The sequence below is a fragment of the Streptomyces sp. NPDC034043 genome (genome assembly GCF_055575675.1).
Genome location: NZ_JBVISF010000001.1, coordinates 609,519 through 635,171 on the forward strand (window position 1 = coordinate 609,519; position 25,653 = coordinate 635,171).

The following is a 25,653-nucleotide window of genomic DNA, read 5'->3' on the forward strand; positions in this document are numbered from 1 at the left end:
CGGCCGGCGTGCTCATGCGAGGGCGCGGGCGATCAGGAGGGCGACGTCGTCGTGCGTGTCGGGCCGGCGCAGCGCCGACAGCAGCAGGTCGCAGGTCTCCTCGAGGGGGCGGTGGGGGCCGGCCAGGAGGTCGGTCAGGGTCAGCAGCCGGGCGTCGATGTCCTGGTCGCGGGTCTCGACCAGCCCGTCGGTGTAGAGCACCAGCTCGTCGCCCTCCCCGAGCGCCACGGCCGTGTTGCCGAAGGGCACGCCGCCCACGCCCAGGGGCACCGCCGTCGGCAGCCGCAGCAGCCGGGGAGGGCGGCCGCTGCGCAGGTGGACGGGCGGCAGGTGGCCGGCGGTGGAGATGTGGCACAGCCGGCTGTGCGGGTCGTAGACGGCGTAGACGCAGGTGGCCATGGCGTCGCCGAGGTCGCCGGTCGCGGCGTCGAGGTGGGTCAGCACCGTGGCCGGGTCGAGTCCGAGACGGCCCAGGGCGCGGGCCGTGGCGCGCAGCTGGCCCATGGTCGCCGCCGCGTTGATGCCGCTGCCCATCACGTCGCCGACGACCAGCGCCGTCCGGTCCCCGGTGAGCGGGATGACGTCGAACCAGTCGCCGCCGGTCTCGTCGGCCGCCCCGGCGGGCTGGTACCGGTAGGCGATGTCCAGCCCGGGGGCCGCCGGCGGGTGCTGGGGCAGCAGGTGCCGCTGGAGGGCGAGGGCGGCGTGGCGCTGGCGCTGGTACCAGCGGGCGTTGTCGATGGACACGGCCGCGTGGGCGGCGAGTTCCGAGGCGAGCAGCACGTCGTCGGGACCGAACGGCACGGGGTTGCGGGCGCGCTTGAGGTCGAGGGTCCCGAGGACCTGGCCGCGTGCGATCAGCGGCACCGCGAGGTACGAGTGCACCCCCGCCTCGGCCAGCAGCCGGGCGGCGTCCTCGTCGCGGGCGATGCGGGGCAGGTCCTCGGGCCGGACGTGCGGGAGGAGCTCGGGCCGGGCGGTGCGGGCGCAGCGCGCCACCAGCCGCTCGGGGCGGTACGACGCCACGTCGCCGACGGGGTCGGCCGCCGCCTCGGCGGGGGTGCGGTAGGCCGCCTTCACCGCGAGCGCGCGGAACCGTACGCCCCGGTCTTCGGCGGCCTCGCCGGGCCGGGGGCCCGTCAGGATGGTGTCGAGGACGTCCACGGCGGCGATGTCGGCGATCTCCGGGACGGCGACGTCGGCCAGCTCCCGGGCGGTGATGTCCAGGTCGAGGGTGGTCCCGATGCGCACCGAGGCGTCCGCGATCAGGGCCAGGCGCCGGCGGGCGTGCGCGGCGGACACGGCGGCCCGGTGCTGGTCGGTCACGTCGACCACCGACACCGCCACGCCGATCACCCGGGCCGCCTGGTCTTCCAGCCGGTAGATCGACACCAGCCAGGCCCGCTCCCCGGACTCCCCGGAGACCCGGCCGGTGGTGAACTGGTCCAGCACCGGCACGCCGGTCGCCATCACCTCCCGCATCCGTGCCTCGACGGCCTCCGCGTCCAGGAAGGGCAGGACGTCGGAGACCCGCTGCCCGAGGTGCCGCTCGGCGGACACCCCGTTGATGCGCTCCAGCGCCGGGTTCACCAGGACGTACCGCAGTGCGGGGTCGAGGACGGCCAGCCCGATGGGGGACTGGTCGACCATGCGCAGCGACAGGGCCAGATCCCGTTCGACGCGGCGCAGCGTCGCCTGCTCGGAGGCCAGGCCCAGCGCGTAGAGCCTGCCGTTGGAGGCCTGGAGGCGCATGTTGCGGAACTCGACGAGCACGCTGTGGCCGTCCCGGTGGCGCACGGGGAAGGAGCCCGCCCACGCGCCCTTGCCCGACATCACCCGGGCGAACAGCTCCAGGACCTCCTCGCGGTGCCCCTCCTCCACCAGCAGCGCGGCGGCGTACTGGCCGAGCGCCTCCTCGGCCGGGTACCCGAAGAGGGTTTCGGCCTGCGGGCTCCACAGGCTGATCCGGCCCTCGGAGTCCAGGACGACGGCGGCCACGCCGAGCACGTCGAGCAGACCGCCCGGCGCCGGAGATCCCGCTCCGGGGCCGCCGGCCGGCGGTTCGGGCTGCGCATCGGCCATCGCCGGCCTCCTCACCCGGGCGCGGACTCCCCACCATGCTGATGCCCCGTCCCGGTCCCGGCGACCCGGTCGCGGCTATCGGTGGTGGCCTGCCCGCCGGGGGAGTCCGGACGGGGTGGGGGTGAGCGGCGCCGGAGGGGGCTGCGGGCCCCGCCGTCCGGTGTGGACGGCGGGGCCCGCCGGTGGGCCGGTTCCGGTCAGTGGAAGAGCATGGACGCGCCGCCGGCCGCGGTGGTCACGGATCCCGGACACAGGAAGCTGCCCGAGACCTTGGTGGCGGTGAAGGCCTGGTTGACGTACTTCCCGGTCGCCGCGTCGAGGCCCCACAGGATGTTCGTGGCCTTGTAGCGGCAGGAGACGAAGCTCTGCTGCCCGGTGATGTCGATCAGGTCGGTGCGGGCGGTGGTCCCGGCGGCGTCGAAGGTGAAGGCCGGGTTGTTGTTCAGGGTGGCGGTGATGCCGCCGTCGCAGGTGAGGTTTCCGCCGGGCCTGTTGATGGTGGTGCGGTCGACGGTCAGGGCGCTGGGGGGATTGGCGCTGGTGCGGGCGTTGGTCCAGGTGCAGGTGTTGCCCGCGACGACGATGACGCCGTCGACCTTCTGCTCGGCGGTGGTGCCGAAGGCGGCGGCGCTCGTGACACCGCCGGCCGTGGCCGCGAGGGCCAGTGCGGCGACGGCGAGTTTCGCACGGTGCATCATGTCGCTCCTCTGTGACACGTCCTTGTGGGGGTGTGGTGCGAGGGCGGTGCGGAGTGCGCCACGGAATGTGTCACAGTGGTCTCGAAATGTCATGTGCACTTCATGAATTGGCCGGAATGCGGCCCCGGCCGGGGGTGATCCGGGGAGGGGCGGGCGAGGGGAGCGTCAGGGGACGTCCGTGTCCGTCGGCTCGGCCTCGTAGACGTGCGGGGCGTCCCCCTGCCACTCGATCAGCGAGGGCGCGCCGCCGAGCACCACCTCGTCGGGGTCCGGGACCTCCGCGCGGCGCAGGAACTCGATCACGTCGGCGTCGGTGTGGGCGGTGCCCAGGGGCGCGTCGCGGTCCTGGACGCGCAGGGTGACCCGGCGGCCGCCCGAGGGGGAGATCCGGTGGACGACGATCGGCGCGTGCTCCATGCCTCCACCCTGGAGCCGGTCCGCCACCGGCGCATCCGGACGCGGACGCGGCGGGGCGTACGCGCCGGGGCGGCGCGTGGCAGGCTGGGGGACATGTGCGGCCGATACGTCTCCACCCGCAGCCCCGAGGACCTGTCTGGCCTCTTCCGCGTCCCCGCGCCCCCCTCCGGGCCCGAGTTGCCGCCCAGCTGGAACGTCGCCCCGACGGACGCGGTGTGGGCGGTGCTGGAGCGCGCCGACCGGGAGAGCGGGGTCCTCGAACGGCAGCTGAGGGCGCTGCGGTGGGGGCTGGTGCCGTCCTGGTCGAAGGATCCGGGCGGCGCGGCCAAGATGATCAACGCCCGGGTGGAGACGGTCGCCGACAAGCCCGCCTACCGCCGGGCCTTCGCCAAGCGCCGCTGCCTGCTGCCCGCCGACGGCTTCTACGAATGGCGGTCCGTCCCGGCCGCCGGGTCCGCGAAGGCGTACAAGCAGCCGTACTTCATCAGCCCGCAGGACGGCACGGTGATGGCGATGGCCGGTCTGTACGAGTTCTGGCGCGACCCGTCCGTCACCGACCGGGACGACCCGGCCGCGTGGTGGGCGACCTGCACCGTCATCACCACCGAGGCCACCGACGCCGCGGGCCGCGTCCACCCCCGGATGCCCCTGGCCCTGGCCCCCGCCGACTACGACGCCTGGCTCGACCCCGCGCACGAGGACCCCGACGCCCTGCGCGCCCTCCTCGCCACCCCCGCCGAAGGGCGCCTGGAGGTCCGCGCGGTGTCCACGGCGGTCAACAACGTGCGCAACAACGGCCCCGAACTCCTCGAGGACGCCCCGGTGTCCTGAACCCGCGGCGCCCTCACCGCCGCAGGCGGGTCACCGGACCGTGCCCGGTCCGGTGACGGAGCCCCCGGCAGCCGGTCCGAGTACCCGGCGCAGCGCGGCCGCGGAGGTGAAGCGGTGGCCGCGCATGCCGAGGGCGAGGGCGGCGTCGACGTTCTCCTGCCGGTCGTCGACGAACAGGATCCGGCCCGGGGCCGCGTCCAGCGCCCGCAGGCACCAGGCGTACGCGCCGGCCGCAGGTTTGGCGTGGCCGATCCGGCAGGACAGGCCCAGCGCCTCGAAGTGGGAGAGCCAGGGGTGGTGGCGCTCGTAGTGGACGGCGAGTTCCTCGGGGATGTTCGACAGGAGCGCGATCCGCCGCCCGGCGGCGGCCAGTTCCCCGATCAGGTCCACCATTTCCGCGTCCACGGCGCTCCAGCTCGCGATGTCGGCCTCCACGAGCGCGGTGACCCGCTCCGGGCCGAAGCGGGTGCCGAGGGCTTCGGCCACCAGGTGCCAGTACCGCGGTCCGTTCACCCCTCCGCTGTCGTAGGGCGGCCGCAGTGCCCAGTAGGCCTCCCAGAACGCGTCCCCGGAGACACCTGCCGTCCCGGCCAGGCGTTCCCTGCCGGCCGGTGACTGGTGACGGGCGATGACGCCGAACATGTCGAACAGCAGGATCTCGTCCAAGGCCCTCACACCTTCCGTACGGTGACGCCCGCCGCGGCCAGCGCGTCGGTCTCGTCCTGCGGCGCCCCCTGGTCGGTGACCACGGCGTGCAGCGCGGAGGCGGGCAGCACGTGTGCGAGGGCGGTGCGCGAGAGTTTCGCCGACTCGGTGACGGCGATCACGCGGCGCGCGGAGCCGATCGCGGCGCGCTTGACGGCGGCGTCCGCCAGGTCGTAGGCCGTCAGGCCGTGTTCCGCGCTCAGGCCGCAGCAGCCGATGACGGCGGTGTCGAAGCGCAGGGCGGCGAGGGAGGCCTCGGTCAGCGGCCCGGTGAGGGCGAGCTCGCCCTTGCGCGGTGCCCCGCCCGGCAGCAGCAGCGTCATGCGGGGCGCGTCGGCGAGGGCGTTGGCGGCGTGCAGGGACAGCGGCATGACGGTCAGCCGGCGGTGGTGCAGGGCGCGGGCCACCTCCAGACAGGTGGTACCGCTGTCCAGGACGACCGACTCCCCGTCCGCGAGCAGGGCCGAGACCTCGGCGGCGATGCGCCGCTTGGCCTCCAGCCCGTCCCGGGCGCGCAGCGTGAAGGGCGGCTCCTCCCCGCGCAGCAGCAGGCTCCGCGCCCCGCCCCGGTAGCGCTCCAGCAGCCCTTGGCCGGCGAGGACCTCCAGGTCGCGGCGGACGGTCATCTCGGAGGCGCCGGTGAGCTCCGCGAGCTCCGTGACGCTGCGGCTGCCGCTCGCGCGGACGGCGTCGGTGATCTGTCTCAGACGGTCGGCACTCATACCCGAATTGAACAATGTGACTGTTCGAAAGGCAAGTTCCGAACAGGATTAATGTTTGTTACGTTCGATCGCATGCAGCGACTCACACGGCCTCGGGCTCTCCGGGGCCCCCACGCTCCGCCCCCGTCCATACGCCTGCGGAAGGCCCGGCGGGTCACCTTCGCCTACTTCGCCCTCAACGGATTCGTCATGGGCATGTGGATCGTGCACATCCCGGTGGTGCAGCGGCGCACCGGCGTCGACCACGCCCTCCTGGGCTGGCTCCTGCTCCTCCTCGGGGCCGGTGCCTTCGCCGGCATGCGGCTGGCCGGGCCGCTCGCCGACCGCTTCGGGGCCCGTACGGCCGTCCCCGCCGGCGCGGCCCTGTGCGCCGCCGCACTGGTGCCGCCCGCACTGGCCGGCGACGCCCGGACCCTGGGCGCGGCGCTGTTGCTGCTCGGCTTCGGCAACGGCTGCCTCGACGTCGGCATGAACGCCCACGCCGTCCAGGTCGAACGCGGCTACGGCCGCCCCGTCATGGCGGCCTTCCACGCCGTCTTCTCCGTCGGCGGAGCCCTCGCCGCCCTGGCCGGCGCCCTCGCCCTGGGCCTCGGGCTGCCGGCCGCCGCCACCCTCGGGGCCACGGCCCTCCTCGGCGTCGTCCTCGCTTTCCTGGCCGCCCCCGCCCTGCTGGGGCGCGACTCCGGGCGGGCCGGGCGTCCGGAGCGGCGGCCCGCCGGCCGGACCTCCCCGCGCGTGCGGATGCTCGCCGTGCTCGCCTTCCTGCTGATGCTCTGTGAGGGCGTCGCCAACGACTGGAGCGCCCTCCACCTCGAGGACTCCCTCGGCGCGTCCCCCGCCACCGCCGCGCTGGCCTACGGGGCCTTCGCCACCGCCATGACCACCGGGCGGTTCCTCGCCGACCGCCTGACGGCCCGCAGCGGCCCCGTCGCGGTCCTGCGCTACGGGGCCGCCCTCGCCGGCGCCGGACTGGCCCTGGCCGTCGTCGCGCCCGGCGTCCCGGCGGCCCTGGCCGGATGGACCCTCTTCGGCGCCGGCCTCTCGGGCTGCGTCCCGCAGCTCTTCAGCGCCGCGGGCCGCGCCGACCCGGAGGCGGCCGGGGCCAACGTCTCCCGCGTCGCGGGCCTCGGCTACCTGGGCATGCTCGCCGGTCCCGCGGTGATCGGTCCGCTGACCCGGCTCGTACCGCTCGGGCCGGCCCTGCTGCTGCCGGTGGCCTGCTGCGCCTTCGCCGGCCTCGCCGCCGGTGCCCTCCGGCCGGAGGGCACGCCTGACCGCGCCGGCCCGCCCGGCGCCGCCGGGACGGAGGGTCAGGGGGCGGGCGGGTAGTGCTCGCCGAGCACCGCGGCGAAGAGCGTCGACACGTCGCGGGCGCTCATGCCCTGCTCGCGCGCCTCGCGCATCCACTCCCCGAGACCGGTGCGCAGCGGGGACTCCGGCGCCGTCTGCGGGGTGGCCAGCGAGCGGGTGATGAAGGTGCCCGAGCCCTGGCGCACCTCGACCAGACCGGACCGCTCCAGCTCGCGGTAGGCCTTGAGCGTGGTGTTGGGGTTGACCTTCGTGGAGGCCGCGACCTGGGCCGCCGTCGGCAGCTTGTCGCCCTCGGTCAGCGCCCCCATCCGCAGGGCCTGCTCCACCTGCTGCACGATCTGGAGGTAGGCGGGCAGGCCGCTGCGGCGTTCGATGCGAAACACGACCACCGTGCCCGCCTCCTTGCTGCTTCTCGATCCTTCACGGGTGACGTTCCAGCCTAGGGGGTGTCCGGCGGGGACGGCCGCGTCAGAGCGCCGAGTGCCGGGCCTGGCGCAGGAACGCGCCCACGAGGAGGGCGCTCAGCCCCAGGAAGATGCCGGCCGCGGTCCACTGCATGCCCGCCATCTGGTCGGTACCGAAGTACTCCCAGACCGAGTTGACGATGCCGAGGGAGGCCCGGCAGCCCTCGGGCGAGCTGTCGTGCACGCACGTGCCCCAGCCGTAGAGTCTGCCGGAGGCGGTGCCGATCCACTGGTCCACCTGTACGACGTGGTCGAGCGCGGCCGGCTGGGTGGAGCCCAGCGGATAGGCGAGCGTACGCGGCGTGGCGAGCCGCTCCCTGAGCAGCCCGGCCGCGAACAGGGCGGCGGACGCGGTGAAGAAGGTCGCCACCATGGCCGGCAGGGACCGGCGGGCCATGGCCCCGATCGTGATGCCGAGCGAGGTGCAGAACAGGGCCGCGGACACCAGGACGGGCCCGGTGGCGCCGAACACCGGCCCGTTCAGCCAGTCCTCGGGGGCGAGGGGTCCGGCGGAGTGCCACCACCACCAGTAGAGGAGGCTCAGGATCCCCGTCGGGACCGCCGCCAGCACCAGGGCCGAGCACAGTTTCCACAGCAGCCAGCGGCTGCGCGGGACGGACTGGGTGGCGACCAGCCGCGCCGTCCCGTGCTCCCGGTCGGCGGAGATCAGCGGGGCGCCCAGGAGGACGCCGAACAGCACGGGCAGGAATCCGAGCGTGCCGCCGAAGGAGTCGAGTTCGTTGGCGGCCCGGTTGTGGACGGCACTGTCGAGGGCGTGGGGGGACGTGACCGGCCAGCCGGTGGCGTGCAGGGTGTCCAGCATGGCCGCGCGCTGGTACAGGATCCAGGCCGAGCCGAGGACCGTCAGGGCGGCGCAGGTGATCAGGGCGGTGCGGTGCTGGCGCGCCAGCAGCCAGGCGAGCCCGCGCAGCCGTCGGGGGCGGGCGGGCGCGGTGTCCGGGCGGGTGGGGCCCTCGGCGGGAGCGCTCATGCCGCGGACTCCTCTCGGTGCAGGGGGGCGGCCGTGGGGGAGAGCAGCGCGGGGGCCCCGGGCGAGCGGAGGTAGGCGAGCAGCACTTCCTCCATGCTCGGTTCCGCCCGCTGCCACGCGTCGTCCAGCGGGCCCTCGCGCCGCACCAGCGCGGTGAAGTGGCGCCCGGAGGTGCGTGCTTCGATGACGGTGTGGTCGTTCAGGGAGGCGGGCAGCCCGGCGTCCGTGCTCACGCCGGTGACCAGGGTGTGCATGGGGACCAGTTCGTCGGTCTCCCCGGCCATCCGGACGCGGCCGTCGGCGAGTACGAGCACGTAGTCGCACATCGGCTCGATCTCGCTCAGCAGGTGGGACGACATCAGTACGGTGGTCCCGTGCTCGGCCGCCTCCGACAGCAGCAGGGCGGCCATCTCGTCCCGGGCCACCGGATCCAGATCGGCCATCGGCTCGTCCAGCAGCAGCACCTCGGGCCGCTTGCCGAAGGCGAGCGCGAAGGCGACCCGGGTGCGCTGGCCGCCCGACAGGTCCCCCACCCGGGCGTCGGGCGGGACCATTCCCGCGCGGACGATGCGCTCGGCCAGCGCCTGGTCCCAGGCCGGATTGAGCTCCTGGCCCAGCCGGAGGGTCTGTGCCACCGTGAACCGCTTGAACAGAGGCTTGTCCTGCGCGAGATAGGCCCACAGGGGCATGGACCCGGGGGAGCCCGCGGGCCTTCCGAAGATCCTCAGGTCACCGGCCGACGGCTGCGCCAGGCCGGCCGCGAGGTTCAGCAGGGTGCTCTTGCCGGCGCCGTTGGGGCCCACGAGGGCCGTGATGCGGCCCGCGGGTATCCGGAAGGAGCAGTCCCGCAGCGCCCAGCCCCGCCGGTACTTCTTGCCCAGCCCGCGCGCCTCCATGGCCCATCGGCCGTCGGCCGCGCCGGAAGTGGTCGTGCTCCGCACGGGCTCCCCCTTTTCAGTGAATCCACTAGATGAGTAATGGAATCATGGGGTGGGGGTGGGGACCTGTCAAACGGTGGCCGCGACGATCAGGGGGAAGCCGGCCCCGGAGCCGTCGGCGCCGACACCTGATGAAGGCGCAGGGCCAGTTGCAGCTCCAGGCAGCGGTCGGGGGACTGCCAGTCCGGGCCGAGGAGGCGGCCGATCCGCTCCAGGCGCTGCACCACGGTGTTCACGTGGACGTGCAGGACCTCCTTCGCCCGCGCCTGGCTCGTACCCGCCGCGAAATAGACCCGCAGCGTGTGCACGAGCTCGCTGCCGCGCTGGGCGTCGTAGTCCAGGACCGGCCCCAGCACGGTCCGCACGAAGCCCGACAGGTCCGGACGGTCACCCAGCAGCACACCCAGGAACCCCAGGTCGGCCAGGGTGCTCCCGTCCCCGGCACGCCCCAGCGCGCGCAACGTCGACAGACAGCGCAGCGCCTCCGCGTGCGCGGCGGGCAGCCCCGCCGGACCGCCGTCCGCCCGCGCCGCACCCACCGTGACGGGCGCGCCCAGGCTCCGGCCGAGGGCCGCGGCGAGCTCGGCGGCGTCCGCCCCGGTGGCATCCGACGGGGCCAGGAGTACGGCGTGGTCGTGGTGGACCCCGGCCAGGCCCCGGCGTTCGCGGGCGTGGTGCGCGGCGGCCGTGAGCAGACGGGGCCGGGGAGCGGTCTCGCTGTGCAGGACGAACAGGGCGTGCGGCCGGGCCAGTTCCACGCCCAGACGGCGGGCGCGCACCGCAAGGCCGGCCGGATCGGCCGAGGGGCTCAGCAGGTCCCCGAGCAGCTCGCCGCGTATCCGGTCCTCGGTCTGCGCCACCGACCGGCTCAGGAGCAGCAGCAGGGCCGTGACCGTCGCCGCCCGCTCGAACAGGCGCCGTCCGGCCTCGTCCAGGCCGGGCCGGCCGGTCAGGGTGATGCTGCCCAGGAGTTCGGGCCCCGCCAGCACGGCGCACACCCAGGTACCGCCCTCCGCGACGGCCCGGCCGCCCGACCGGGAGGCGGCCACGGCCCCGGCCGGCGGGGGACAGGGCCCGGTCCCCGCGCGGGCCAGCTCCGTGCCGTCGGCGTCGTGGACCAGGGTGCCGCCCTCCAGCAGCGCACCGATCGCGGCCGCCACCTCGGCGACGTCACCGCCGCGCAGGACCAGACCGGTGAGCCGGTCGTGCGCCCGCTCGGCCCGGCGCAGGGCGTCGCTGTTCTCCTGGATGGTGCGGGACGCGGCGCCCAGTTCGGCCAGGGCCCGGCGCGTCTCCTCCAGCAGCCGCGCCCCGTCGATGGCGACGGCGGCGTGGTCGGCGAGCGAGGACAGCAGCGCCACCTCGCGCGGACTGAACTCGCGCGGGCTGCGGTCGGCGGCGAAGAGCACCCCGATCACCGTCGGGCCCAGGCGCAGCGGGACACCGAGGATGGCGTGCAGGTCCTCCTCGCCGACGGCGCTGTCGATGGGCCCGGTGTGCTGGAAGCGCGGGTCGCGCTGGTAGTCCCCGGTGGCGTACGGGCGGGCCGTCTGGGCGACGAGACCGCCGAGCCCCTCACCCATGCCGAGGCGCAACTGCTGGAACGCCGCCGACACCGAACCGTCCGTCACCCGCATGAAGGTGTCGCCCGCCGCCTCGTCGATCAGCGACAGGTACGTGACGTCCGTGTGCAGCAACTGCTTGGCCCGGTGCGTGATCGCCCGCAGCACCGCGTCCAGGTCGCGCAGCGCGGCCAGGTCCCCGGCGGTGTCGAACAGCGCGGTCAGCTCCGCCTCCCGGGTGCGGTGCCGGCCCAGGGTCCGGTGGACCTCCAGCGCCACCTCCGTCGCCTCGTCGAGGGCGGCCAGTTCCGCCTCGGAGGCGCCGGCGGCCCGCGCCGCCGCCGAGGGCCGCGCGAACTCCTCCGCCGACGCCCCCTGGGCCAGCAGGCCGAGCAGCTCCCGTATGCCTTCCGTCACGGTGGTGAGCATACGGGCGCCCGCCCCGTCAGCCCTTGACGGGGACGGGCGGGGCCGTCCCGGCGGGCCGGTCGGGGCTGCGGCCGCGGGTCTCGCGGGCGACCGGCGCGGTCTCCCTCGTACGCACGTACGTCCTGACGGCGGGCCTGCTGTTCACCTTCGCCATCTGTCAGCTCGACCCGTGCGCCACCGCTGGGGCCTCGGGTTGCGCGGGGCGACCTTGCTGACTGCCGGCGCGGCGCACGCCGTGCTGGCCGAGGCCCTGTACCCGGCACCGCCCCCCGGCACCCTCTTCACCCCCGCCGACCTGCATACGGGAGCGCAGGTCACGTACTACGGCGGCGATCTGGCCGAAGCGGCCGTAGCCGCCGTCGTGGCTGCCTCCTGGTACCGGGCCACCGGCCGGGCCCGGCAACGCCGACGCCGCCGACCGGACCCGGGCCCGACATCGCGCACCGTGGAAGCCCTGACCGGGCCGTAGGCCGCCACGGCCCATGCCCGCAGGCTGGGCCAGGAGATCGGCTGGGAAAAGACGGGCGGCAGCCGGACCGGAGTCCCGCCGCGATGATCAACGGATCCAGACGTTTGGAAACCTCAACACGGTGCAGACGGACTGACACCAGCTTGTTCATCGAGGAGGAGAAGCGCATGGGCATCATCGCCTGGATCTTGATCGGACTGCTCGCGGGCTTCATCGCAAAGGCACTGATGCCGGGCAAGGACCCGGGCGGCATCATCATCACCATGCTGATAGGTATCGCGGGCGGCCTGCTCGGCGGCTGGCTCGGCAAGGTCATCTTCGGCGTCGACTCCATAGACGGCTTTTTCGACCTCTCCACCTGGATCGCCGCCATCATCGGCTCCGTCATCCTCCTCGTCGTCTACCGACTGGTCACCGGCAACAAGCGCCACCACCGCCACGCCTGAGCGGCCCTATCCCACACAGGCACAACGGCTCCGCCTTCTCCTGAGGGCGGAGCCGTTCCCTTGTCGGTCATCGGGCCTGGCCCATCGGAGCGGGGCCGGAGTGATCGGCGGAAAGACCCGCGACAATCGGCGTCCCATTTGCCCGCATATCTTCCGATGGTGGGGTAGGTGCGGGTCATCAACCCTCTCTGGAGGTCACCATGGCGTCAACCCACCGCGCATCCATCGAAGAGCACCCCGACCTGATGGAACTGCGCGCCCGGCACGACCGCGCGGCAGCCACCCCGCGCGCCCAGATGGTCGAGGCCCTGGCCCTACTCACGGGTCTCTACCTCGCCGCTTCTCCCTGGATCGTCGGCTTCAACGGCTTCACCACCCTGGCGGTCACCAACCTCATCGCCGGTATCGCCTACATGCTCCTCCTCGGTGGCCTGGGCAACTCCTACGAGCGCACCCACTCCATGGCCTGGGCCGCGGCCGCCATCGGCATCTGGACCTGCGTCGCCCCCTGGGTCGTCGCCGGCGACGTCGCCCACACCCGCTCGATCACGAGCAACCTCATCACCGGTGTGATCGCCACCCTTCTCGCCCTCGCCGCGGCCTCCGCAGCCCGCGACAACGACACCAGCCGCCACGGCCCCGGGACACGCATGCCGGGAACCCGCTGACGACGCGAACCCAAGGGCCGGGCGGCCCTTGGGTGCGACGTGTCCAGGGGCTCCCCGTGACACAGGGCAAGACCTTGCGCTGTGCCCGTCTCGCCCACGAGCGGTTCACGGGGGCCCCACCGGGCACCCGGTGGCAGAGTGCCCCTTGAGCTAGAGCCGGTTCCTTCGGAAAGGCGCATAGTGAACAGTGACAGCCCGCTCCCCACCCACCGCCTCGGCGCGTCTTCCAACGCGTCCGGCGCTCCGGGGAGCGCCCTTGAGCGGTCCCGAATCCACACGTGCCTGACCGGGCTGATCCAGGGTTATGGCGGTGGGGAGCAGGCCAAACTGCCCGGGTACGCGGGGTCGATGGCGGTCTTCGGGCTGTACGCCACCGCGTGGACGGCCGTGCTGCGCCGACACGGTCGCAGCGTGCCGGACGCACTCCGTGCCGACGACCTGGCCCTCACGGCGGTGGCGACCTTCCGCCTCAGCAGGCTCCTCAGCAAGGGCGTGGTGACGAGCCCGCTACGTGCGCCGTTCGCCCGGTTCAAGGAAGCGGCCGGGCCCTCCGAGGTCACGGAGGAGCCCCGGAACCGACTCCGGGCTGGGTGGCGCGGTGGGCGCCCTCGCCACCTGCCCGTTCTGCGTCGCGGTCTGGGTGGTGACCACCCTGACCGGCGCTCAGATGCTGTGGCCGCGCCAGGTGCGGATCGTCACCGGCGCGCTCACGGCGCTCGCCGGGGCGGACGCCCTGCAGCTGGCCTACAGCGCCCTGCAGCAGAAGGCCGAGGAGTAGGACGTCGGCCTGTTCGCAGGTGGAGCGGTGCGGTCAGTCCCGGTGGTCAGCAGTGCCGACGTCGTGGCGCTCCGACGACCGAGAAGAGGACGGCCCCGCTGCGCGGGGCCGCACCCGGCTTCTGCCCTCTTTCCGCCTCGTCCGACTCCTGGGTCCATGGTCGTCACTCCCTCCTCACACCCCTCACCCGGGCCGTTCCTCTCCGGCTCCTCCCGGCTGGTCGCTCGGTCCGGCGGGGGATGCCGGCACGTCCCGGGTGAGGGAGCCGGTCCGTTTGGCGGGCTGGAACCGGGTAGGGGCCGAGGAGGAACGCGGCCGAGTCCGGCTGTGACTGTCCTGGCCCAGGCCGCGTGGAAGGAGATGAGAGCGATGCGCAATCGTCTGCTGATTTCGGCGGCCGTCATGACCGCCGTGAGCGGGGTCTGCGCCCCGGCGACGTTCGCCGTCACGCCCGCCGGAGACCAGGACACCGCCTTCGTCCGGGCCGCACACCAAAGCAACCTGGCCGAGATGGCCGCAGGCCAGGACGCGCAAAAGAACGCCATGACCTCCTGCGTCAAGGACGTCGGCGCGAAGCTGGTCACCGATCACCAGAAGCTGGACGCGGACCTGAAGGCGCTCGCCGGCAAGATCGCCGTCACGCTGCCGACCGCGCCGACTGCCGAGCAGCAGCAGAAGATGAAGGCGGTCCAGGAGAAGGCAGGGACGGCCGGGTACGACGCCGCCTGGCTCGCCGACCAGGAAGCCGGCCACACCAAGACCCTCGCGCTGATCGACCAGCAGAGCAAATCGGGCAGCGATGTGGCCGTTACCAGTGCGGCCGAGAAGGCCCGCCCGGTCGTCGCCATGCACCTCGACATGGTCCGCGGCGGCACCTGCCACACCATGTAGCGCCTGGTGGATGGACCTCGGTACCTGTAGGCCGGCCATCTGCGCATGCGGCGATGCGGCCGGCCTGTTCACGGGGACCGGCGCGGACTCCCTGCTCGCTGGAAAACGGGCCGCTTGAGAGCACCACCTGTCCACGCGGCCCGGACGGTCCCGCACAGGTCGGCCGGCGCGGCTTGGACGCCCTTCGGCCGGTGGGCACGGAGGAGAGCGGGACCCTGCTTCAGCACATCCGACGCAACCGAATGAAGGTGATCTCGTGAAGGCACTGACCTGGCACGGCAAGCGCGACGTACGGGTCGACACGGTCCCGGATCCGAGCATCCAGGACCCGACCGACGTGATCGTCAGGGTGACGACGACCGGCCTGTGCGGCTCGGACCTGCACCTGTACGAGGTCCTCGGCCCCTTCCTCGAATCCGGTGACATCCTGGGACACGAGCCGATGGGGGTGGTGGAGGAAGTCGGCCCCGAGGTGACGGCCCTGCGGCCCGGAGACCGCGTCGTCATCCCCTTCAACGTCTCCTGCGGCACCTGTTTCATGTGCGGACAGGGGCTTCACTCGCAGTGCGAGACGACCCAGGTCCGCGAGCACGGCAACGGGGCGTCCCTCTTCGGCTACACCAAGCTGTACGGTCAAGTCCCCGGCGGGCAAGCGGAATTCATGCGCGTACCGTTCGGCAACACCCTGCCCATCGTGGTCCCGCCGGGACCGTCGGACGAGCGGTTCGTCTACCTGTCCGACGTGCTGCCCACCGCGTGGCAGGCCGTGGACTACGCCGCCGTACCGCCCGGAGGCAGCGTCGCCGTACTCGGCCTCGGCCCGATCGGTGACATGTCCACACGCATCGCCGCCCACCGGGGAGCGGGCACGGTGATCGGTATCGACCTCGTACCGGAACGCCTGCGTCGCGTCCAGGCCCGCGGGGTCCACACGTTCGACCTGAAGGAGTACGGCGACGACATCACGAAGGCCGTCCAGGAGATCACCGGCGGCCGTGGTCCCGACTCCGTCATCGACGCCGTCGGCATGGAAGCCCATGGCGCTGCCCTGGCCAAGGGCATGCAGAAAGCGACCACCCTGCTGCCGGACGCACTGGCCGCGAAGATGATGCAGCGCGCTGGAGTGGACCGCCTCTCCGCCCTCTACCTGGCCATCGACCTCGTCCGGCGGGGTGGCACCATCTCCTTGTCGGGCGTCTACGGCGGCATGGCCGATCCCCTCCCGCTGCTGACCATGTTCGACAAGCAGCTGCAGCTCCGCATGGGCCAGGCCAACGTCTGGCGCTGGGTGGACGATCTCCTCCCGCTCCTGACGGATACCGACCCTCTCGGCGTGGAGGATTTCGCCACGCACCGCCTGCCCCTGGCCGAGGCTCCGGCGGCGTACGAGATGTTCCAGAAGAAGCAGGACGGCGCTGTCAAAGTCCTCTTCACTCCCTGACCCGACCCGGGTGTTTCCGCCCACGTCGCCTGGGTTCATGGCCGCTGCCCGATGCGCAGGCCCCTGCGGACCGCCGCTGCCCGACAGGAGGCGGGCGCCGCTCACCGCACCGGCCCGGGCCGTGTAGGCCTCGGCCGGGCGGGCAGACGCCCGGCATGACCAGCTGCGGTCGGTGTGCCCGTCCGGGTGGCCCGGGGCCCTTGGAGGGCCGCGTCGCCGTCGTCACGGGCGCCGCGCGCGGCCTCGGCCAGGGGCTCGCGTACGCGTTGTCCCGTCACGGCGCCCGGGTCGCGCTGGTGGGCCTGGAAGGCGAGCGCCTCGCCCGCCTCGCCGCGGACCTGCCCGGCGCGGCTGCCCACTGGATCGTGGACGTGACCCATGCCGACGAGCTCGCCGTTGCCGCCGAAGCCGTACGCCTGACCCTCGGCAGGCCGTCCGTGGTCGTCGCCAACGCGGGCGTGGCCATCGGCGGGCCCCTGTTGGACTGCGACTCCGACGCCTGGCGACGGGTGATCGAGGTCAACGTCGTCGGCAGCGCCCTGACGGCCCGTTGCTTCCTGCCCGACCTGTTGCGCACCCGCGGCTACTACCTGCAGGTCGCCTCCATGGCGGCGCTCGCGCCCGCCCCTCTGCTCACCGCGTACAGCGCGTCGAAGGCCGGCGCCGAGGCGTTCGCGCACGCACTGCGCGCCGAGGTCCTTCACCGCGACGTCGGTGTCGGCATCGCTTACCTGAACTGGGCCGACACCGCCCTGATCCGTGAAGCCGACGAGACGGTCGTCTTCCGCGAACTGCGGACGCACCTGCCCTGGCCGGCCTCCGTCATCCACGACCCCGCCCCCTACGTCCGGGCCATGGTCCGCGGCATCGAACGCCGGTCCGCGCACATCTACGCCCCGCCGTGGCTACGCGGGGTGTATGCGGCGCGGACCCTCCTGCCCCCCGTCGTCGCGCTCCGCTCCCGGCAGGTCCTCGCGGGCCGCGGGGACGCACCCCTGCCGCCCACCGGCCTCCTCGGGCCCGGCGGCGCTGCCGCGGGCCCCGTCCGGGCCGGCGGGCCGAACCCCGATCCGTACCTCCACCTTGAGGAGTAACCATGGCCGTACGACACCGACTGATCCACGCCGCCCCGCACCACGTTTGGGCCGTACTCGCCGACGGCTCGCGCTACGCCGACTGGGTGGTCGGCACCAGCGATTCGCGCGTTGCCCGCGGCCGGTGGCCCGAGCTGGACTCGGCCATCGAGTACACCGTCCGGATCGGACCGTGGACCGGTTCGGGTACCACGGTCGTGCGGCGGGTCGACGTCCCCGCCGAGCTGGAGCTGGAAGTCGACAGCGGCCCCGTCGGCACGGCGCGGGTGGCGATCGAGGTCCGCCCGTGGGGCGAGGAGTCCCTGGTCATCGTGGACGAGCACCCGCTGCGGGGAATCGTCGGCGCCCTGCACAACGCCGCGTTCGACGCCCTGATCCAGCTGCGCCATCGCGACATGCTCAGACGGCTCGCCAACGTCGTCGAGGAATACGCCGGAGCCCGCACGCACGAACGCGCCTGACGACGAGGGGAGACGCGATGCCCGACGCGATCGTGATCGGAGCCGGCCCCAACGGCCTGGTCGCCGCGAACCTGCTCGCCGACGCCGGCTGGAGCGTGGAGGTGTTCGAGGCACAGCCCGAACCCGGAGGCGCCGTGCGCAGCGACCGCGGGGTGCACCCCGACTACGTCAGCGACCTGTTCAGCGCCTTCTACCCGCTGGCCGCTGCCTCGCCCGTCATCGCCTCCCTCGGCCTGGACCGCGAAGGCCTCGCCTGGAGCCACGCGCCGTGCGTACTCGCCCACCCTCTGGCGGACGGCCGGTGCGCTGTGCTGCACCGGCTACCCGGCGACACCGCCGCGGGACTGGAGGAGTTCGCGCCCGGCGACGGTGACGCGTGGACGGACCTGTGCGAGATCTGGGACCGGCTCGGCCCCGACATCGTCCGAGGCCTGTTCACGCCCTTCCCGCCCCTGGTTCCCGCGGCCCGGCTCCTGGACGGCGTCCGCCGCGCCGGCGGGCTGGCGCTCGTACGGCGGCTGCTGCTGCCGGTGCGCCGGCTGGGGGAGGAGGAGTTCCGGGCCGAAGCGGGAGCCCTCCTCCTCGCGGGCAACGCCCTGCACGCCGACCTGCCACCCGAGGCCGCCGGCAGCGGCGGCTACGGGTGGCTCATGTCGATGCTCGGCCAGCACCACGGCTTCCCCGTCCCCGCCGGCGGCGCCGGCGAGCTCACGGCCGCCCTGGTACGGCGGCTGGAGCGCCGGGGTGGCGCGGTCCGCTGCGGCACGCCGGTCGTCGAGGTCGTCGTACGGGGCGGCCGTGCCGTCGGCGTGCGCACGGCCGCGGGCGAACGTGTGCCGGCCGGGCGGGCGGTCCTCGCCGACGTGTCGGCCCCCGCGCTGTACGGGTCCCTGGTCGGCGAGGAGCACCTGCCCGGCAGCGTCATGAAGGACCTGCGGCGCTTCCAGTGGGACTTCGCCACGTTCAAGGTGGACTGGGCACTGGACTCTCGCGTGCCCTGGGCGGCCCCGCGGGCGGCGACAGCGGGCACCGTGCACCTCGCCGACGGCATCGACGGCCTCACCGCCTTCGCCGCCCGGATCGCCACGGGCCTCGTACCCGAGGACCCCTTCCTCATCTTCGGCCAGATGACGGCGGCCGACCCGACCCGCTCGCCGGCGGGCACGGAATCCGCCTGGGCCTACACGCACCTGCCGCACAGGATCAAGGGCGACGCGGGCGGGCAGGGCCTGACCGGGCGCTGGGAGGGCAGCGAGAGCGAAGCCATGGCCGACCGCATGGAGGAGGTCGTCGAGCGCTACGCCCCAGGCTTCCGCTCGAGCGTCCTGCGGCGACGGATCATGGCCCCTCCCACCATGGAGGCGATGGACGCCAACCTGCGCGGCGGCGCCCTCAACGGCGGAACGGCCGCCCTGCACCAGCAGCTCGTCTTCCGGCCCGTGCCCGGCAACGGACGCCCCGAAACGCCGGTCAAAGGCCTCTTCCTCGCGTCCGCGTCCGCGCACCCGGGCGGCGGTGTGCACGGCGCGCCCGGCGCCAACGCGGCCCGAGCGGCCCTGCGGCGCCACCTGCCGACGGTCCTGACCGTGCGCCGTCGACGACTCTCGCGGTCCGTTTAGCGTCGGGCACCCCGACGGGCGGCGCCCGCCGAGGTCGCATGCCGGCGGTCACCGACCCCCGCGTGGACCAGCGCGCACGTGCCGACGGGAGCCCGCCCCCGGCCGGCTGACCTGCGCATGAACGGCCGGTACGGGGGAAGACGCCCGCTGACCACCTCCGGCCCGGCACGAGGCAGGAGCAGTCAAGGAACGGTGGGCACCCATGGAGCGGAGACAGCCGAGTAATCGTCGCGGCATGGCGTGCGACCCGCGCGATGACCACGCGAACCCGTGGCAGGACCTCAAGGGTGTTCTCGACCAGATGTTCGCTCTCGTGGAAGGGCGCACCGCGTCCGCCGACGGGCCGACCGCCGAAGCCCGGCGCACGGGCGGTGAGCGTCGCGGCGGCCGGGACCCAGAGACACGCGGACGCGGCGGCCACCGCACATGAGCCTTCGGGAGACCGCCGCCGCACCGGATGCCATGCCCGTACGGGGCGCCTGGACGAGCCGGCGGAGTGGGTCCGCGTCGCGCACCTGACGGCCGGACTGACGGCCGGGGCCTCATTCCGGCGGAAGCCGGCGCCGACCTGCTGTTCCGACTCGTACCGTGCCCGAGCAGCGGCCCGACCAGGCCGCCGACCAGTTGCGCGTCTGGCCGGCCGGGCACCAGAGGCCGGGACGGGCATGCCGGTTGGGCCGAAGCCGAGTCATCCCACCGGATCGCGCCAGGCGAGGGCGACGAGGCCGGTCGACTGCCGCACCTGCCGCATCACGCCTCCCAACGCGCCAGATGTGACAGGTAGAACTGCTGTGTTCGGACGCAGCGGCCGCGCTGTTTCCCGCACCGCCGAAAAGTATGTTTTTGCGTCCCTGGTGTTACGAGCGAGGCGCATGCGGTCGGATGTCCGTGAACGGGGCGGCGGGCGGAGCCGTTCGGCGGCGCGCGGGGCCACGTGTGCGCCACGGGCGCACCGCCTGCGAACCGGAAGCGCCCTGTGATGATCCGCTGGTCATACGTAGCGTGGTGAAAGCGGAATAGCCGATCTCCAGATCGGAAACCGCGGCATGCGCATGCAGACCGCTCGTCCCCACAGCGAAAAGGAGTTCGACCATGACGTATGAGCGCCCCACCCTCACCAAGGCCGGCAGCTTCCGCAAGGTGACCGGGATCAAGAACACGGGGCCCAAGGACGTCCTCGGCGGCAAGCAGCTCCTCTGACATGAGGGACCGGCCGCGCCGCTGAACCGGGCGGCGGCGGCCGGGCCCGCGGGTGGCGGCACCCAGCCGCCACCCGGCCATCAGGCCACCCGCCACCCGGTCACCCGCTTCCCGCACATCGCCGACCGAAGGCCGCAGTCGTGGAAGAGTCCCTGTCACTCCAGGCCCTGCCCGCCTGGTTCGCCGTCCTGCCCGACACCGACGCGGCCGCCACCGTCGCAGCCCACGCGCTCGCCCACGCCGACCAGGCCCTGCGCCACCCATCCGGACGTCCCTGGCTCGTGGGCCGCTGGACACCCTCCAGCATGGTGGTGGGCGAGTGCGGAGGAACCCGCATCGCCGTGCTCGGCGAACACTCCGTCACCGCCGAAGCGGCCCGGCGCGCCGCCGCGGCCGTCGAAGGCACGTCCCTGTCGACGCTCGACCGCATCAGCGCCACCTGGGCAGGCAGCCTCCACCTCGTGGCCAGCCGCGACCGACGGGTCCGGGTCCAGGGCGGCGTCGTCGGCATCAGGCGGGTCTTCTTCACCGATGCCGCTCTCCCGGCAGCCGGCGGCGTCAGCCTGGCCTCCGACCGGGCGGACGTACTCGCCGAACTGGTCGGCGCCCCGCTCGACGAACGCAGGCTCGCTCTCGAACTGCTCACCCTGGGCGTGCCGCACCCGCTCTCGGGCTCCCCGATGTGGAAGGGCGTACACGCCCAGCCCGGCGGCCACTGCCTGACGCTCGACCCCGACGGACGGGCACAGGAGACCCGCTGGTGGTCGCCGCCCGAGCCGCACCTGCCCCTGGCCGAAGGCGCCGTGCGCTTCCGGGAGGCGCTGACCGCCGCCGTCGCCACGCGCACACGCGGGCGCGAGCTGGTGACGGCGGACCTGGGCGGCCTCGACTCCACCGCCGTGTGCTGCGCCGCCGCCCGCGGGGACGCGAAGGTCACGGCGTACACCGCCGCCATCCACGACGAACTCGGCGACGACGTGTACTGGGCGCGCCGCACCACCCAAGCCCTGGGAACGGTCGAGCACCACGTCGTCCCGGCGGCCGAACTGGCCATGACCTTCGACGGGATCGACGTACTCGACGACCTCCTGGACACCCCCAGCATCCTCACGGTCGACCGCAACCGCCGCATGCACATCGTCGCCCTGGCGGCAGCCCGCGGATCGAGCCTGCACCTGACCGGCCTGGGGGGCGACGAACTCCTCGCCGGAGCGCCCGCCCGCCTGCACGCGCTGATGGGTACGCATCCCCTCACCGCGCTGCGGGACCTGCGCGGATACACCGCGAAGTACCAGTGGTCCCGATGGCGCGTGCTGCGCCAGCTGCTGGACCGCCGCTCCTACCGCGCCTGGCTCGGCCGGGTCGCCCGCGACCTGGACGCTCCCCCGGCCCCGGCGGACGAACCGCTGCTCGACTGGTCGGCGCCGCCCCGCATGCCCGGCTGGGCCACGCCCGAGGCCGTGGAGGCGGTGCGCGAGCTGCTCCGCACCCACCTCCCGGACGCCGAGCCCCGTGGCCGCGGGCACGGCGAGCACCGGGAGATGGCCGCGATGGACGGCATCTCCCAATGGACCCGGCACATCGGCCAGATGGCCGCCCCGCTGGGCGTCACGGTCGCGGCCCCCTACTACGACGACCGGGTGATCGAGGCAGCCCTCGCCGTCCGGCCGCAGGAGCGGATCACTCCGTGGCGGTACAAGCCGCTGATCGTCGAGGCCATGCGCGGCATCGTCCCCGAAGCCAGCCGCACCCGCGGCACCAAGGCCAACGCCACCTTCGAGGAAGAGGCGGGACTGCGCCGCCACCGTGCCCGCCTGCTGGCCCTGTGCGAGGAGTCGCGCCTCGCCCGGCTGGGTCTCGTCGACGCGAAGGCACTGCGCGAGTGGTGCCGCCGCGCCCTGTCGGCCGAGAGCGAGAGCTACCTGCTGCACCCGACGGTGGCCTGCGAAGTATGGCTGCGCTCCCGGGAGATGACGCCCTCCCCGAGGCGGAGCCCGCTGACGGAACGGGAAAGGTGATCCGATGTGCACGCTGAAGCCCGGGGTCCTGCTGACCGAGACCGAGTACGGCATGGCCCTGCTCGACCAGAAGAGCGCCGAGTACTGGACCCTCAACCCCACGGCGGCCCTCGTGCTCCGCGAGCTCCTGGACGGCCACGGCGCCGAACGGGCCGCGGCGGCCCTCGTCGAGCGGTACGAGGGCGTGGACGCCGACGTGGCCGCACAGGACGTCATGAGCATCGTCGAAGAATTCCGCTCCGCAGGGCTCATCACGCCGTAGCCGGCCACGGCCGCCGGGCCGTGGCCCGCACCACCGGCCGCCCCCGCTGAAGGGACACGCACAGATGTCGACCCCGGAAGCCGTTCCCTACCGCCCCCGCTCCGTCCCCCTGGCCCGCCGCCTCGGGGCACGCATCGTGATCGGCTGCGCCCACCTGCTGGCCACCCTGCCGCCCCGGCGGATCCGGGCCGTGCTGGCCCTGCTCCGCCGCGGATCCCGGCCCGCCACGCTGGCGGAGGCGGAAGCGGCCCGGGAGACGGTGCTCGCCGTGAGCCTGGCCGCGGGCGGGCACAAGGGCTGCCTGCCGCGGTCCCTGGCCACGGTGCTGCTCTGCCGCTGCCGCGGCCAGTGGCCCACCTGGTGCGTGGGGGTACGTACCCGCCCGCCGTTCGCCGCGCACGCCTGGGTGGAAGCCGAGGGCGAAGCGGTCGGCGAGGGCACGCCGGCCGGATACTTCCAGCGCTTCTTCGCGGTGGAGTGAGCCCGTGCCCCCCGCGATGCTCGCCCTCATCGAGCACCTCCGACCTCAGCGCGGCCGCATGGGCGCGGGTGTCCTGCTCGGTCTGCTCGGGAGCATGATGGGCCTGGCCCAGCCCCTGGCGGCCAAGCAGGTGATGGACGACATGGGCCGCGGGGGTCCGGCGTACGGCCCCGTGGTCGTCCTCAGCGTGCTGGTGGCGGCGGGCGGAATCCTGGCCGGCCTCGGGCACTACGTGCTGGACCGGTCCGCGGAGTCCGTCGTCTGCACCGCCCGGCGCCGATTGACGGACCGTCTGCTGGCCCTGCGGGTACCGGTGGTGGAGCGCACCGAACCGGGGGACCTGATCTCCCGCGTCACCTCCGACACGGCGCTCCTGCGGCAAAGCGCCCCCCGGGCGGTGTCGGCCGCGGTCACCGGCACCCTGATCACGCTCGCGACGGTGGTCATGATGGGCCTGCTCGATCCCGTGCTGCTCGGGGTCACGCTCGGTGTGATCGCGTTCGTCGGCGTCGTCGTCGCTGTCGTGTCCCCGCGGATCGGCCGGGCGACCCGGCATACGCAGGAGGCGGTCGGCCGTATGGGCGCCGCGCTGGAACGAGCCCTGGGCGCCTTCCGCACGATCAAGGCATCGGGTGCCGAACAGCGGGAGGCGCAAGCGCTGTACCGGGCGGCCGAGCACGCCCGGCGCACCGGTGTCCGCGCCGCCGCCTGGGAAGCGGTGTCCGCGACCCTCTCGGCGGTCGTGGTCCAGGTCTGCTTCCTGGCCGTGCTGGGGGTCGGGGGCGCGCGCGTCACCTCCGGCGCCATCGGGGTCTCCACCCTGGTCGCGTTCCTCCTCTACCTCTTCGCACTCGCCCCCCGGATCGGCCAACTGGTGGAAGGTGTCGTCCAGTTGCAGATCGGATCGGCCGCCGCCGCCCGGATCCTGGAGGCCGAGAGCCTGGCGGTGGAGAATCTGGAGGTCGAGAACCCGGAGCCCCGGGCGGCGTCGCACCGTGGAAGGGGAGGGGACACGGGCCGGCCGCAGGGCGATCCGCTGCCCGCCCGCGTGGCCTTCCGCGAGGTCCGCTTCGCCTACCGCCCCGGGCTGCCCCTGGTACACCACCGTGTCTCCTTCACCGTTCCAGGCGGAGGCCTGACCGCGTTCGTCGGCCCGTCCGGCACGGGCAAGACCACGGTCTTCTCCCTCATAGAACGCTTCTACGAGCCGGACGACGGGCACGTACTGCTGGACGGGAAGGACGTGCGGCAGTGGCCCCTGGCCGAACTGCGCGCCGCCATCGGATACGTGGAACAGGACGCGCCCGTCCTCGCCGGCACCCTGCGCGAGAACCTGACGCTGGGCGCGGTCGACGCCACGGAGGAGGAACTCCGCCACGCCCTGCGCCTCGTCCGCCTCGACGCGGTGACGGACCGCCTGCCCCATGGCCTCGATACCGACGTCGGCCACCGCGGCAGCAGACTCTCGGGCGGAGAGCGCCAGCGCGTCGCGATCGCCAGGGCCCTGCTGCGCCGCCCGCGACTGCTGCTGCTCGACGAAGCCACTTCGCAGCTCGACGCGGCCAACGAGGCGGCACTGCGCGACACCATCACCGACATCGCCGGCCGCATCACCGTCCTCGTCGTCGCCCACCGCCTGTCCACGGTCACCACGGCCGACCGCATCGTCGTGATGGAGGCGGGCCGCGTACGAGCGGTGGGCACCCACGCCGAACTCCTCACGGCGGACGCCCTCTACCGCGAACTGGCCACCACACAGCTCCTGAACGGCCGGTGAGCGCCGGTGACGACCATGGTGAGGCCGCCGCCGGGGGTGTCCTCGGCGGTGAGGGTACCGCCGATGGCCTCCATGAAGCCGCGGGCGACCGCGAGACCCAGGCCGACGCCGGCGCCCCGTGGGACGTTGCCGCGTCCCATGGTCCGTCGCCCGCTCCTGGTCCGTGCGATGAGGAACATCAGCTCGTGGAGAGTGCCTTCAGCGCGGTGTTGAGTTCGAGGACGTTGACGCGGGGCTCTCCCATGAAGCCGAGGGTGCGGCCGGTGGTGTGTTCGGCGACGAGCTTCTCGACCTGCGTGACCTTGAGCCCGTTGCGCTCGGCGACGCGGTGGACCTGGAGCTGCGCGTATGCGGGGGAGATGTGCGGGTCGAGGCCGGAGCCGGAGGAGGTGACGGCGTCGGCGGGGACGTCCTGGGGCTTTACCGGGTAGTCGGCGGTGGAGTTGTCGGCGATGACGGCTTCCTTGGCGGAGACGACCTGGGCGCAGAGGGTGCCTTCCTCGGCGTCCTTGGTGCAGGTGCCGTTGACGGCGCCGTTGTCGGCGGCACGGTTGGTGGCGCCGGAGAGGATCAGCGCGTACTGCGTGTTGACGCTGTTGCTGCCCAGGCCGTTGGAGGGGCGCGGCTGGAACCACTTCAGGTCGGGCCGGGCGGCTTCCTCGGCGTCGTTCGGATCGTTCTTCGGCAGGTCGTAGGTCTGGCCGATGAGGGAGGAGCCGACGGTCTGACCGTTCTTGTCCTTGATCTCGGAGCCGTTGGCCTTGTCGTTGAACTGGGTTTGGGCGATCCCGGTGACGGCGAGCGGGTAGACGATCCCGCAGATCACGGTCAGGACGAGCAGGGCCCGCAGTCCCGCACCGAGCAACCGTGCCGCGTTTCCTACAGAGTTGTTCATGGG

27 protein-coding genes and 1 pseudogene are annotated in these 25,653 nt (G+C 73.5%); 16 read left to right on the forward strand and 12 right to left on the reverse strand.

From position 1 onward, the window contains the following. Positions 1-12: 12 nt before the first annotated feature. The 3 genes from ACZ51S_RS03130 to ACZ51S_RS03140 form a co-directional block, all read right to left on the reverse strand. On the reverse strand, positions 13-2,082 hold the full coding sequence (locus ACZ51S_RS03130; protein ID WP_468478643.1) for a SpoIIE family protein phosphatase: 2,070 nt from the start codon (positions 2,080-2,082) through the stop codon (positions 13-15). A 197-nt stretch (positions 2,083-2,279) separates the two neighbouring features. Continuing rightward, a complete protein-coding gene (locus ACZ51S_RS03135; RefSeq protein ID WP_468885118.1) occupies positions 2,280-2,777 on the reverse strand; it encodes a hypothetical protein in 498 nt (165 codons plus the stop codon). Positions 2,778-2,945: 168 nt separating this feature from the next. Continuing rightward, entirely contained in the window at positions 2,946-3,197 is a 252-nt protein-coding gene (locus tag ACZ51S_RS03140) for a hypothetical protein (protein ID WP_388937592.1), read from the reverse strand. Between the two features lie 93 nt (positions 3,198-3,290). Here ACZ51S_RS03140 and ACZ51S_RS03145 point away from each other — a divergent pair, with 93 nt between their 5' ends. Next, positions 3,291-4,028: an SOS response-associated peptidase gene (locus ACZ51S_RS03145; RefSeq protein ID WP_468478641.1), complete on the forward strand. Its 738-nt coding sequence runs from the start codon at positions 3,291-3,293 to the stop codon at positions 4,026-4,028. Between the two features lie 30 nt (positions 4,029-4,058). Here the strand turns inward: ACZ51S_RS03145 and ACZ51S_RS03150 are convergent, their stop codons facing one another. Both ACZ51S_RS03150 and ACZ51S_RS03155 read right to left on the reverse strand, forming a co-directional pair. After that, a complete protein-coding gene (locus ACZ51S_RS03150) occupies positions 4,059-4,694 on the reverse strand; it encodes an HAD family hydrolase (RefSeq protein WP_468478640.1) in 636 nt (211 codons plus the stop codon). Positions 4,695-4,699: 5 nt separating this feature from the next. Beyond that, the gene (locus ACZ51S_RS03155; RefSeq protein ID WP_468478639.1) at positions 4,700-5,455 is read right to left on the reverse strand and encodes a DeoR/GlpR family DNA-binding transcription regulator; all 756 of its coding nucleotides are present in this window, start codon (positions 5,453-5,455) and stop codon (positions 4,700-4,702) included. Between the two features lie 72 nt (positions 5,456-5,527). Here ACZ51S_RS03155 and ACZ51S_RS03160 point away from each other — a divergent pair, with 72 nt between their 5' ends. Then, positions 5,528-6,784: an MFS transporter gene (locus tag ACZ51S_RS03160; RefSeq protein WP_468801918.1), complete on the forward strand. Its 1,257-nt coding sequence runs from the start codon at positions 5,528-5,530 to the stop codon at positions 6,782-6,784. Here ACZ51S_RS03160 and ACZ51S_RS03165 read toward each other — a convergent pair. The 5 genes from ACZ51S_RS03165 to ACZ51S_RS03185 all read right to left on the reverse strand — a co-directional run bounded on the left by ACZ51S_RS03165 (position 6,766) and on the right by ACZ51S_RS03185 (position 11,295). After that, positions 6,766-7,155, reverse strand: a complete 390-nt coding sequence (locus ACZ51S_RS03165) for a GntR family transcriptional regulator (RefSeq protein WP_388937600.1) — start codon at positions 7,153-7,155, stop codon at positions 6,766-6,768. The two genes, ACZ51S_RS03160 and ACZ51S_RS03165, sit on opposite strands and share 19 nt — an antisense overlap. Before the next feature lie 79 nt (positions 7,156-7,234). Beyond that, on the reverse strand, positions 7,235-8,221 hold the full coding sequence (locus ACZ51S_RS03170) for an ABC transporter permease (RefSeq protein WP_468478637.1): 987 nt from the start codon (positions 8,219-8,221) through the stop codon (positions 7,235-7,237). Next, on the reverse strand, positions 8,218-9,162 hold the full coding sequence (locus ACZ51S_RS03175; protein WP_468478636.1) for an ABC transporter ATP-binding protein: 945 nt from the start codon (positions 9,160-9,162) through the stop codon (positions 8,218-8,220). Before ACZ51S_RS03175 ends, ACZ51S_RS03170 begins: the two co-directional genes overlap by 4 nt. 86 nt (positions 9,163-9,248) lie before the next feature. Further along, positions 9,249-11,150, reverse strand: coding sequence for a helix-turn-helix domain-containing protein (locus ACZ51S_RS03180; RefSeq protein ID WP_468959424.1), 1,902 nt, complete (start codon positions 11,148-11,150; stop codon positions 9,249-9,251). Between the two features lie 16 nt (positions 11,151-11,166). Next, complete coding sequence (locus ACZ51S_RS03185) at positions 11,167-11,295, reverse strand: hypothetical protein (RefSeq protein ID WP_468801920.1); 129 nt, start codon at positions 11,293-11,295, stop codon at positions 11,167-11,169. 63 nt (positions 11,296-11,358) lie between these two features. Here ACZ51S_RS03185 and ACZ51S_RS03190 point away from each other — a divergent pair, with 63 nt between their 5' ends. From ACZ51S_RS03190 to ACZ51S_RS03255, 14 genes and pseudogenes are all read left to right on the forward strand, one after another. Then, on the forward strand, positions 11,359-11,619 hold the full coding sequence (locus tag ACZ51S_RS03190; RefSeq protein WP_468801921.1) for a hypothetical protein: 261 nt from the start codon (positions 11,359-11,361) through the stop codon (positions 11,617-11,619). 167 nt (positions 11,620-11,786) lie between these two features. After that, complete coding sequence (locus tag ACZ51S_RS03195; RefSeq protein WP_468478632.1) at positions 11,787-12,065, forward strand: GlsB/YeaQ/YmgE family stress response membrane protein; 279 nt, start codon at positions 11,787-11,789, stop codon at positions 12,063-12,065. 200 nt (positions 12,066-12,265) lie between these two features. After that, complete coding sequence (locus ACZ51S_RS03200; protein ID WP_388937612.1) at positions 12,266-12,733, forward strand: SPW repeat protein; 468 nt, start codon at positions 12,266-12,268, stop codon at positions 12,731-12,733. Between the two features lie 348 nt (positions 12,734-13,081). After that, positions 13,082-13,511, forward strand: a pseudogene (locus tag ACZ51S_RS03205) (DUF1360 domain-containing protein). A 369-nt stretch (positions 13,512-13,880) separates the two neighbouring features. Next, positions 13,881-14,402, forward strand: coding sequence for a DUF4142 domain-containing protein (locus ACZ51S_RS03210; protein WP_468478631.1), 522 nt, complete (start codon positions 13,881-13,883; stop codon positions 14,400-14,402). A 256-nt stretch (positions 14,403-14,658) separates the two neighbouring features. After that, a complete protein-coding gene (locus ACZ51S_RS03215) occupies positions 14,659-15,843 on the forward strand; it encodes a zinc-dependent alcohol dehydrogenase (protein WP_468478630.1) in 1,185 nt (394 codons plus the stop codon). Positions 15,844-15,998: 155 nt separating this feature from the next. Then, positions 15,999-16,937, forward strand: a complete 939-nt coding sequence (locus ACZ51S_RS03220; RefSeq protein ID WP_468959429.1) for an SDR family oxidoreductase — start codon at positions 15,999-16,001, stop codon at positions 16,935-16,937. 2 nt (positions 16,938-16,939) lie between these two features. Beyond that, positions 16,940-17,398 carry an SRPBCC family protein gene (locus ACZ51S_RS03225; protein WP_468478628.1) on the forward strand — a complete coding sequence of 153 codons (459 nt, stop codon included), beginning with the start codon at positions 16,940-16,942 and terminating at the stop codon, positions 17,396-17,398. Positions 17,399-17,415: 17 nt separating this feature from the next. Then, positions 17,416-19,017: a phytoene desaturase family protein gene (locus ACZ51S_RS03230; RefSeq protein ID WP_468478627.1), complete on the forward strand. Its 1,602-nt coding sequence runs from the start codon at positions 17,416-17,418 to the stop codon at positions 19,015-19,017. 1,092 nt (positions 19,018-20,109) lie between these two features. Beyond that, positions 20,110-20,217, forward strand: a complete 108-nt coding sequence (locus ACZ51S_RS03235; RefSeq protein WP_158688462.1) for a keywimysin-related RiPP — start codon at positions 20,110-20,112, stop codon at positions 20,215-20,217. Positions 20,218-20,357: 140 nt separating this feature from the next. After that, positions 20,358-22,235: a lasso peptide isopeptide bond-forming cyclase gene (locus ACZ51S_RS03240; protein WP_468478626.1), complete on the forward strand. Its 1,878-nt coding sequence runs from the start codon at positions 20,358-20,360 to the stop codon at positions 22,233-22,235. Between the two features lie 4 nt (positions 22,236-22,239). Then, positions 22,240-22,497 (forward strand): lasso peptide biosynthesis PqqD family chaperone, encoded by a 258-nt coding sequence (locus ACZ51S_RS03245; RefSeq protein WP_468801925.1) that lies wholly within the window; start codon positions 22,240-22,242, stop codon positions 22,495-22,497. Positions 22,498-22,561: 64 nt separating this feature from the next. Beyond that, a complete protein-coding gene (locus ACZ51S_RS03250) occupies positions 22,562-22,978 on the forward strand; it encodes a lasso peptide biosynthesis B2 protein (protein WP_468478624.1) in 417 nt (138 codons plus the stop codon). A gap of 16 nt (positions 22,979-22,994) precedes the next feature. After that, the gene (locus ACZ51S_RS03255) at positions 22,995-24,755 is read left to right on the forward strand and encodes an ABC transporter ATP-binding protein (protein WP_468959677.1); all 1,761 of its coding nucleotides are present in this window, start codon (positions 22,995-22,997) and stop codon (positions 24,753-24,755) included. On the opposite strand, the gene ACZ51S_RS03260 is transcribed toward ACZ51S_RS03255, so the two are convergent. Beyond that, complete coding sequence (locus tag ACZ51S_RS03260; protein ID WP_468478658.1) at positions 24,713-24,895, reverse strand: hypothetical protein; 183 nt, start codon at positions 24,893-24,895, stop codon at positions 24,713-24,715. The genes ACZ51S_RS03255 and ACZ51S_RS03260 overlap by 43 nt on opposite strands. Before the next feature lie 38 nt (positions 24,896-24,933). Continuing rightward, positions 24,934-25,650: a potassium-transporting ATPase subunit C gene (locus ACZ51S_RS03265; protein WP_468959430.1), complete on the reverse strand. Its 717-nt coding sequence runs from the start codon at positions 25,648-25,650 to the stop codon at positions 24,934-24,936. Positions 25,651-25,653: the final 3 nt, after the last annotated feature.

Excerpts from the sequence above, each read along its gene's own strand:
- ACZ51S_RS03180 (WP_468959424.1), bottom strand. The coding sequence starts at position 11,150 with ATGCTCACCACCGTGACGGAAGGCATACGGGAGCTGCTCGGCCTGCTG.
- ACZ51S_RS03195 (WP_468478632.1), top strand. The coding sequence starts at position 11,787 with ATGGGCATCATCGCCTGGATCTTGATCGGACTGCTCGCGGGCTTCATC.
- ACZ51S_RS03260 (WP_468478658.1), bottom strand. The coding sequence starts at position 24,895 with ATGGGACGCGGCAACGTCCCACGGGGCGCCGGCGTCGGCCTGGGTCTC.
- ACZ51S_RS03200 (WP_388937612.1), top strand. The coding sequence starts at position 12,266 with ATGGCGTCAACCCACCGCGCATCCATCGAAGAGCACCCCGACCTGATG.
- ACZ51S_RS03160 (WP_468801918.1), top strand. The coding sequence starts at position 5,528 with ATGCAGCGACTCACACGGCCTCGGGCTCTCCGGGGCCCCCACGCTCCG.
- ACZ51S_RS03245 (WP_468801925.1), top strand. The coding sequence starts at position 22,240 with ATGTGCACGCTGAAGCCCGGGGTCCTGCTGACCGAGACCGAGTACGGC.
- ACZ51S_RS03230 (WP_468478627.1), top strand. The coding sequence starts at position 17,416 with ATGCCCGACGCGATCGTGATCGGAGCCGGCCCCAACGGCCTGGTCGCC.
- ACZ51S_RS03210 (WP_468478631.1), top strand. The coding sequence starts at position 13,881 with ATGCGCAATCGTCTGCTGATTTCGGCGGCCGTCATGACCGCCGTGAGC.
- ACZ51S_RS03145 (WP_468478641.1), top strand. The coding sequence starts at position 3,291 with ATGTGCGGCCGATACGTCTCCACCCGCAGCCCCGAGGACCTGTCTGGC.
- ACZ51S_RS03235 (WP_158688462.1), top strand. The coding sequence starts at position 20,110 with ATGACGTATGAGCGCCCCACCCTCACCAAGGCCGGCAGCTTCCGCAAG.
- ACZ51S_RS03225 (WP_468478628.1), top strand. The coding sequence starts at position 16,940 with ATGGCCGTACGACACCGACTGATCCACGCCGCCCCGCACCACGTTTGG.
- ACZ51S_RS03250 (WP_468478624.1), top strand. The coding sequence starts at position 22,562 with ATGTCGACCCCGGAAGCCGTTCCCTACCGCCCCCGCTCCGTCCCCCTG.
- ACZ51S_RS03255 (WP_468959677.1), top strand. The coding sequence starts at position 22,995 with ATGCTCGCCCTCATCGAGCACCTCCGACCTCAGCGCGGCCGCATGGGC.
- ACZ51S_RS03140 (WP_388937592.1), bottom strand. The coding sequence starts at position 3,197 with ATGGAGCACGCGCCGATCGTCGTCCACCGGATCTCCCCCTCGGGCGGC.
- ACZ51S_RS03170 (WP_468478637.1), bottom strand. The coding sequence starts at position 8,221 with ATGAGCGCTCCCGCCGAGGGCCCCACCCGCCCGGACACCGCGCCCGCC.
- ACZ51S_RS03220 (WP_468959429.1), top strand. The coding sequence starts at position 15,999 with ATGACCAGCTGCGGTCGGTGTGCCCGTCCGGGTGGCCCGGGGCCCTTG.
- ACZ51S_RS03265 (WP_468959430.1), bottom strand. The coding sequence starts at position 25,650 with ATGAACAACTCTGTAGGAAACGCGGCACGGTTGCTCGGTGCGGGACTG.
- ACZ51S_RS03130 (WP_468478643.1), bottom strand. The coding sequence starts at position 2,082 with ATGGCCGATGCGCAGCCCGAACCGCCGGCCGGCGGCCCCGGAGCGGGA.
- ACZ51S_RS03155 (WP_468478639.1), bottom strand. The coding sequence starts at position 5,455 with ATGAGTGCCGACCGTCTGAGACAGATCACCGACGCCGTCCGCGCGAGC.
- ACZ51S_RS03135 (WP_468885118.1), bottom strand. The coding sequence starts at position 2,777 with ATGCACCGTGCGAAACTCGCCGTCGCCGCACTGGCCCTCGCGGCCACG.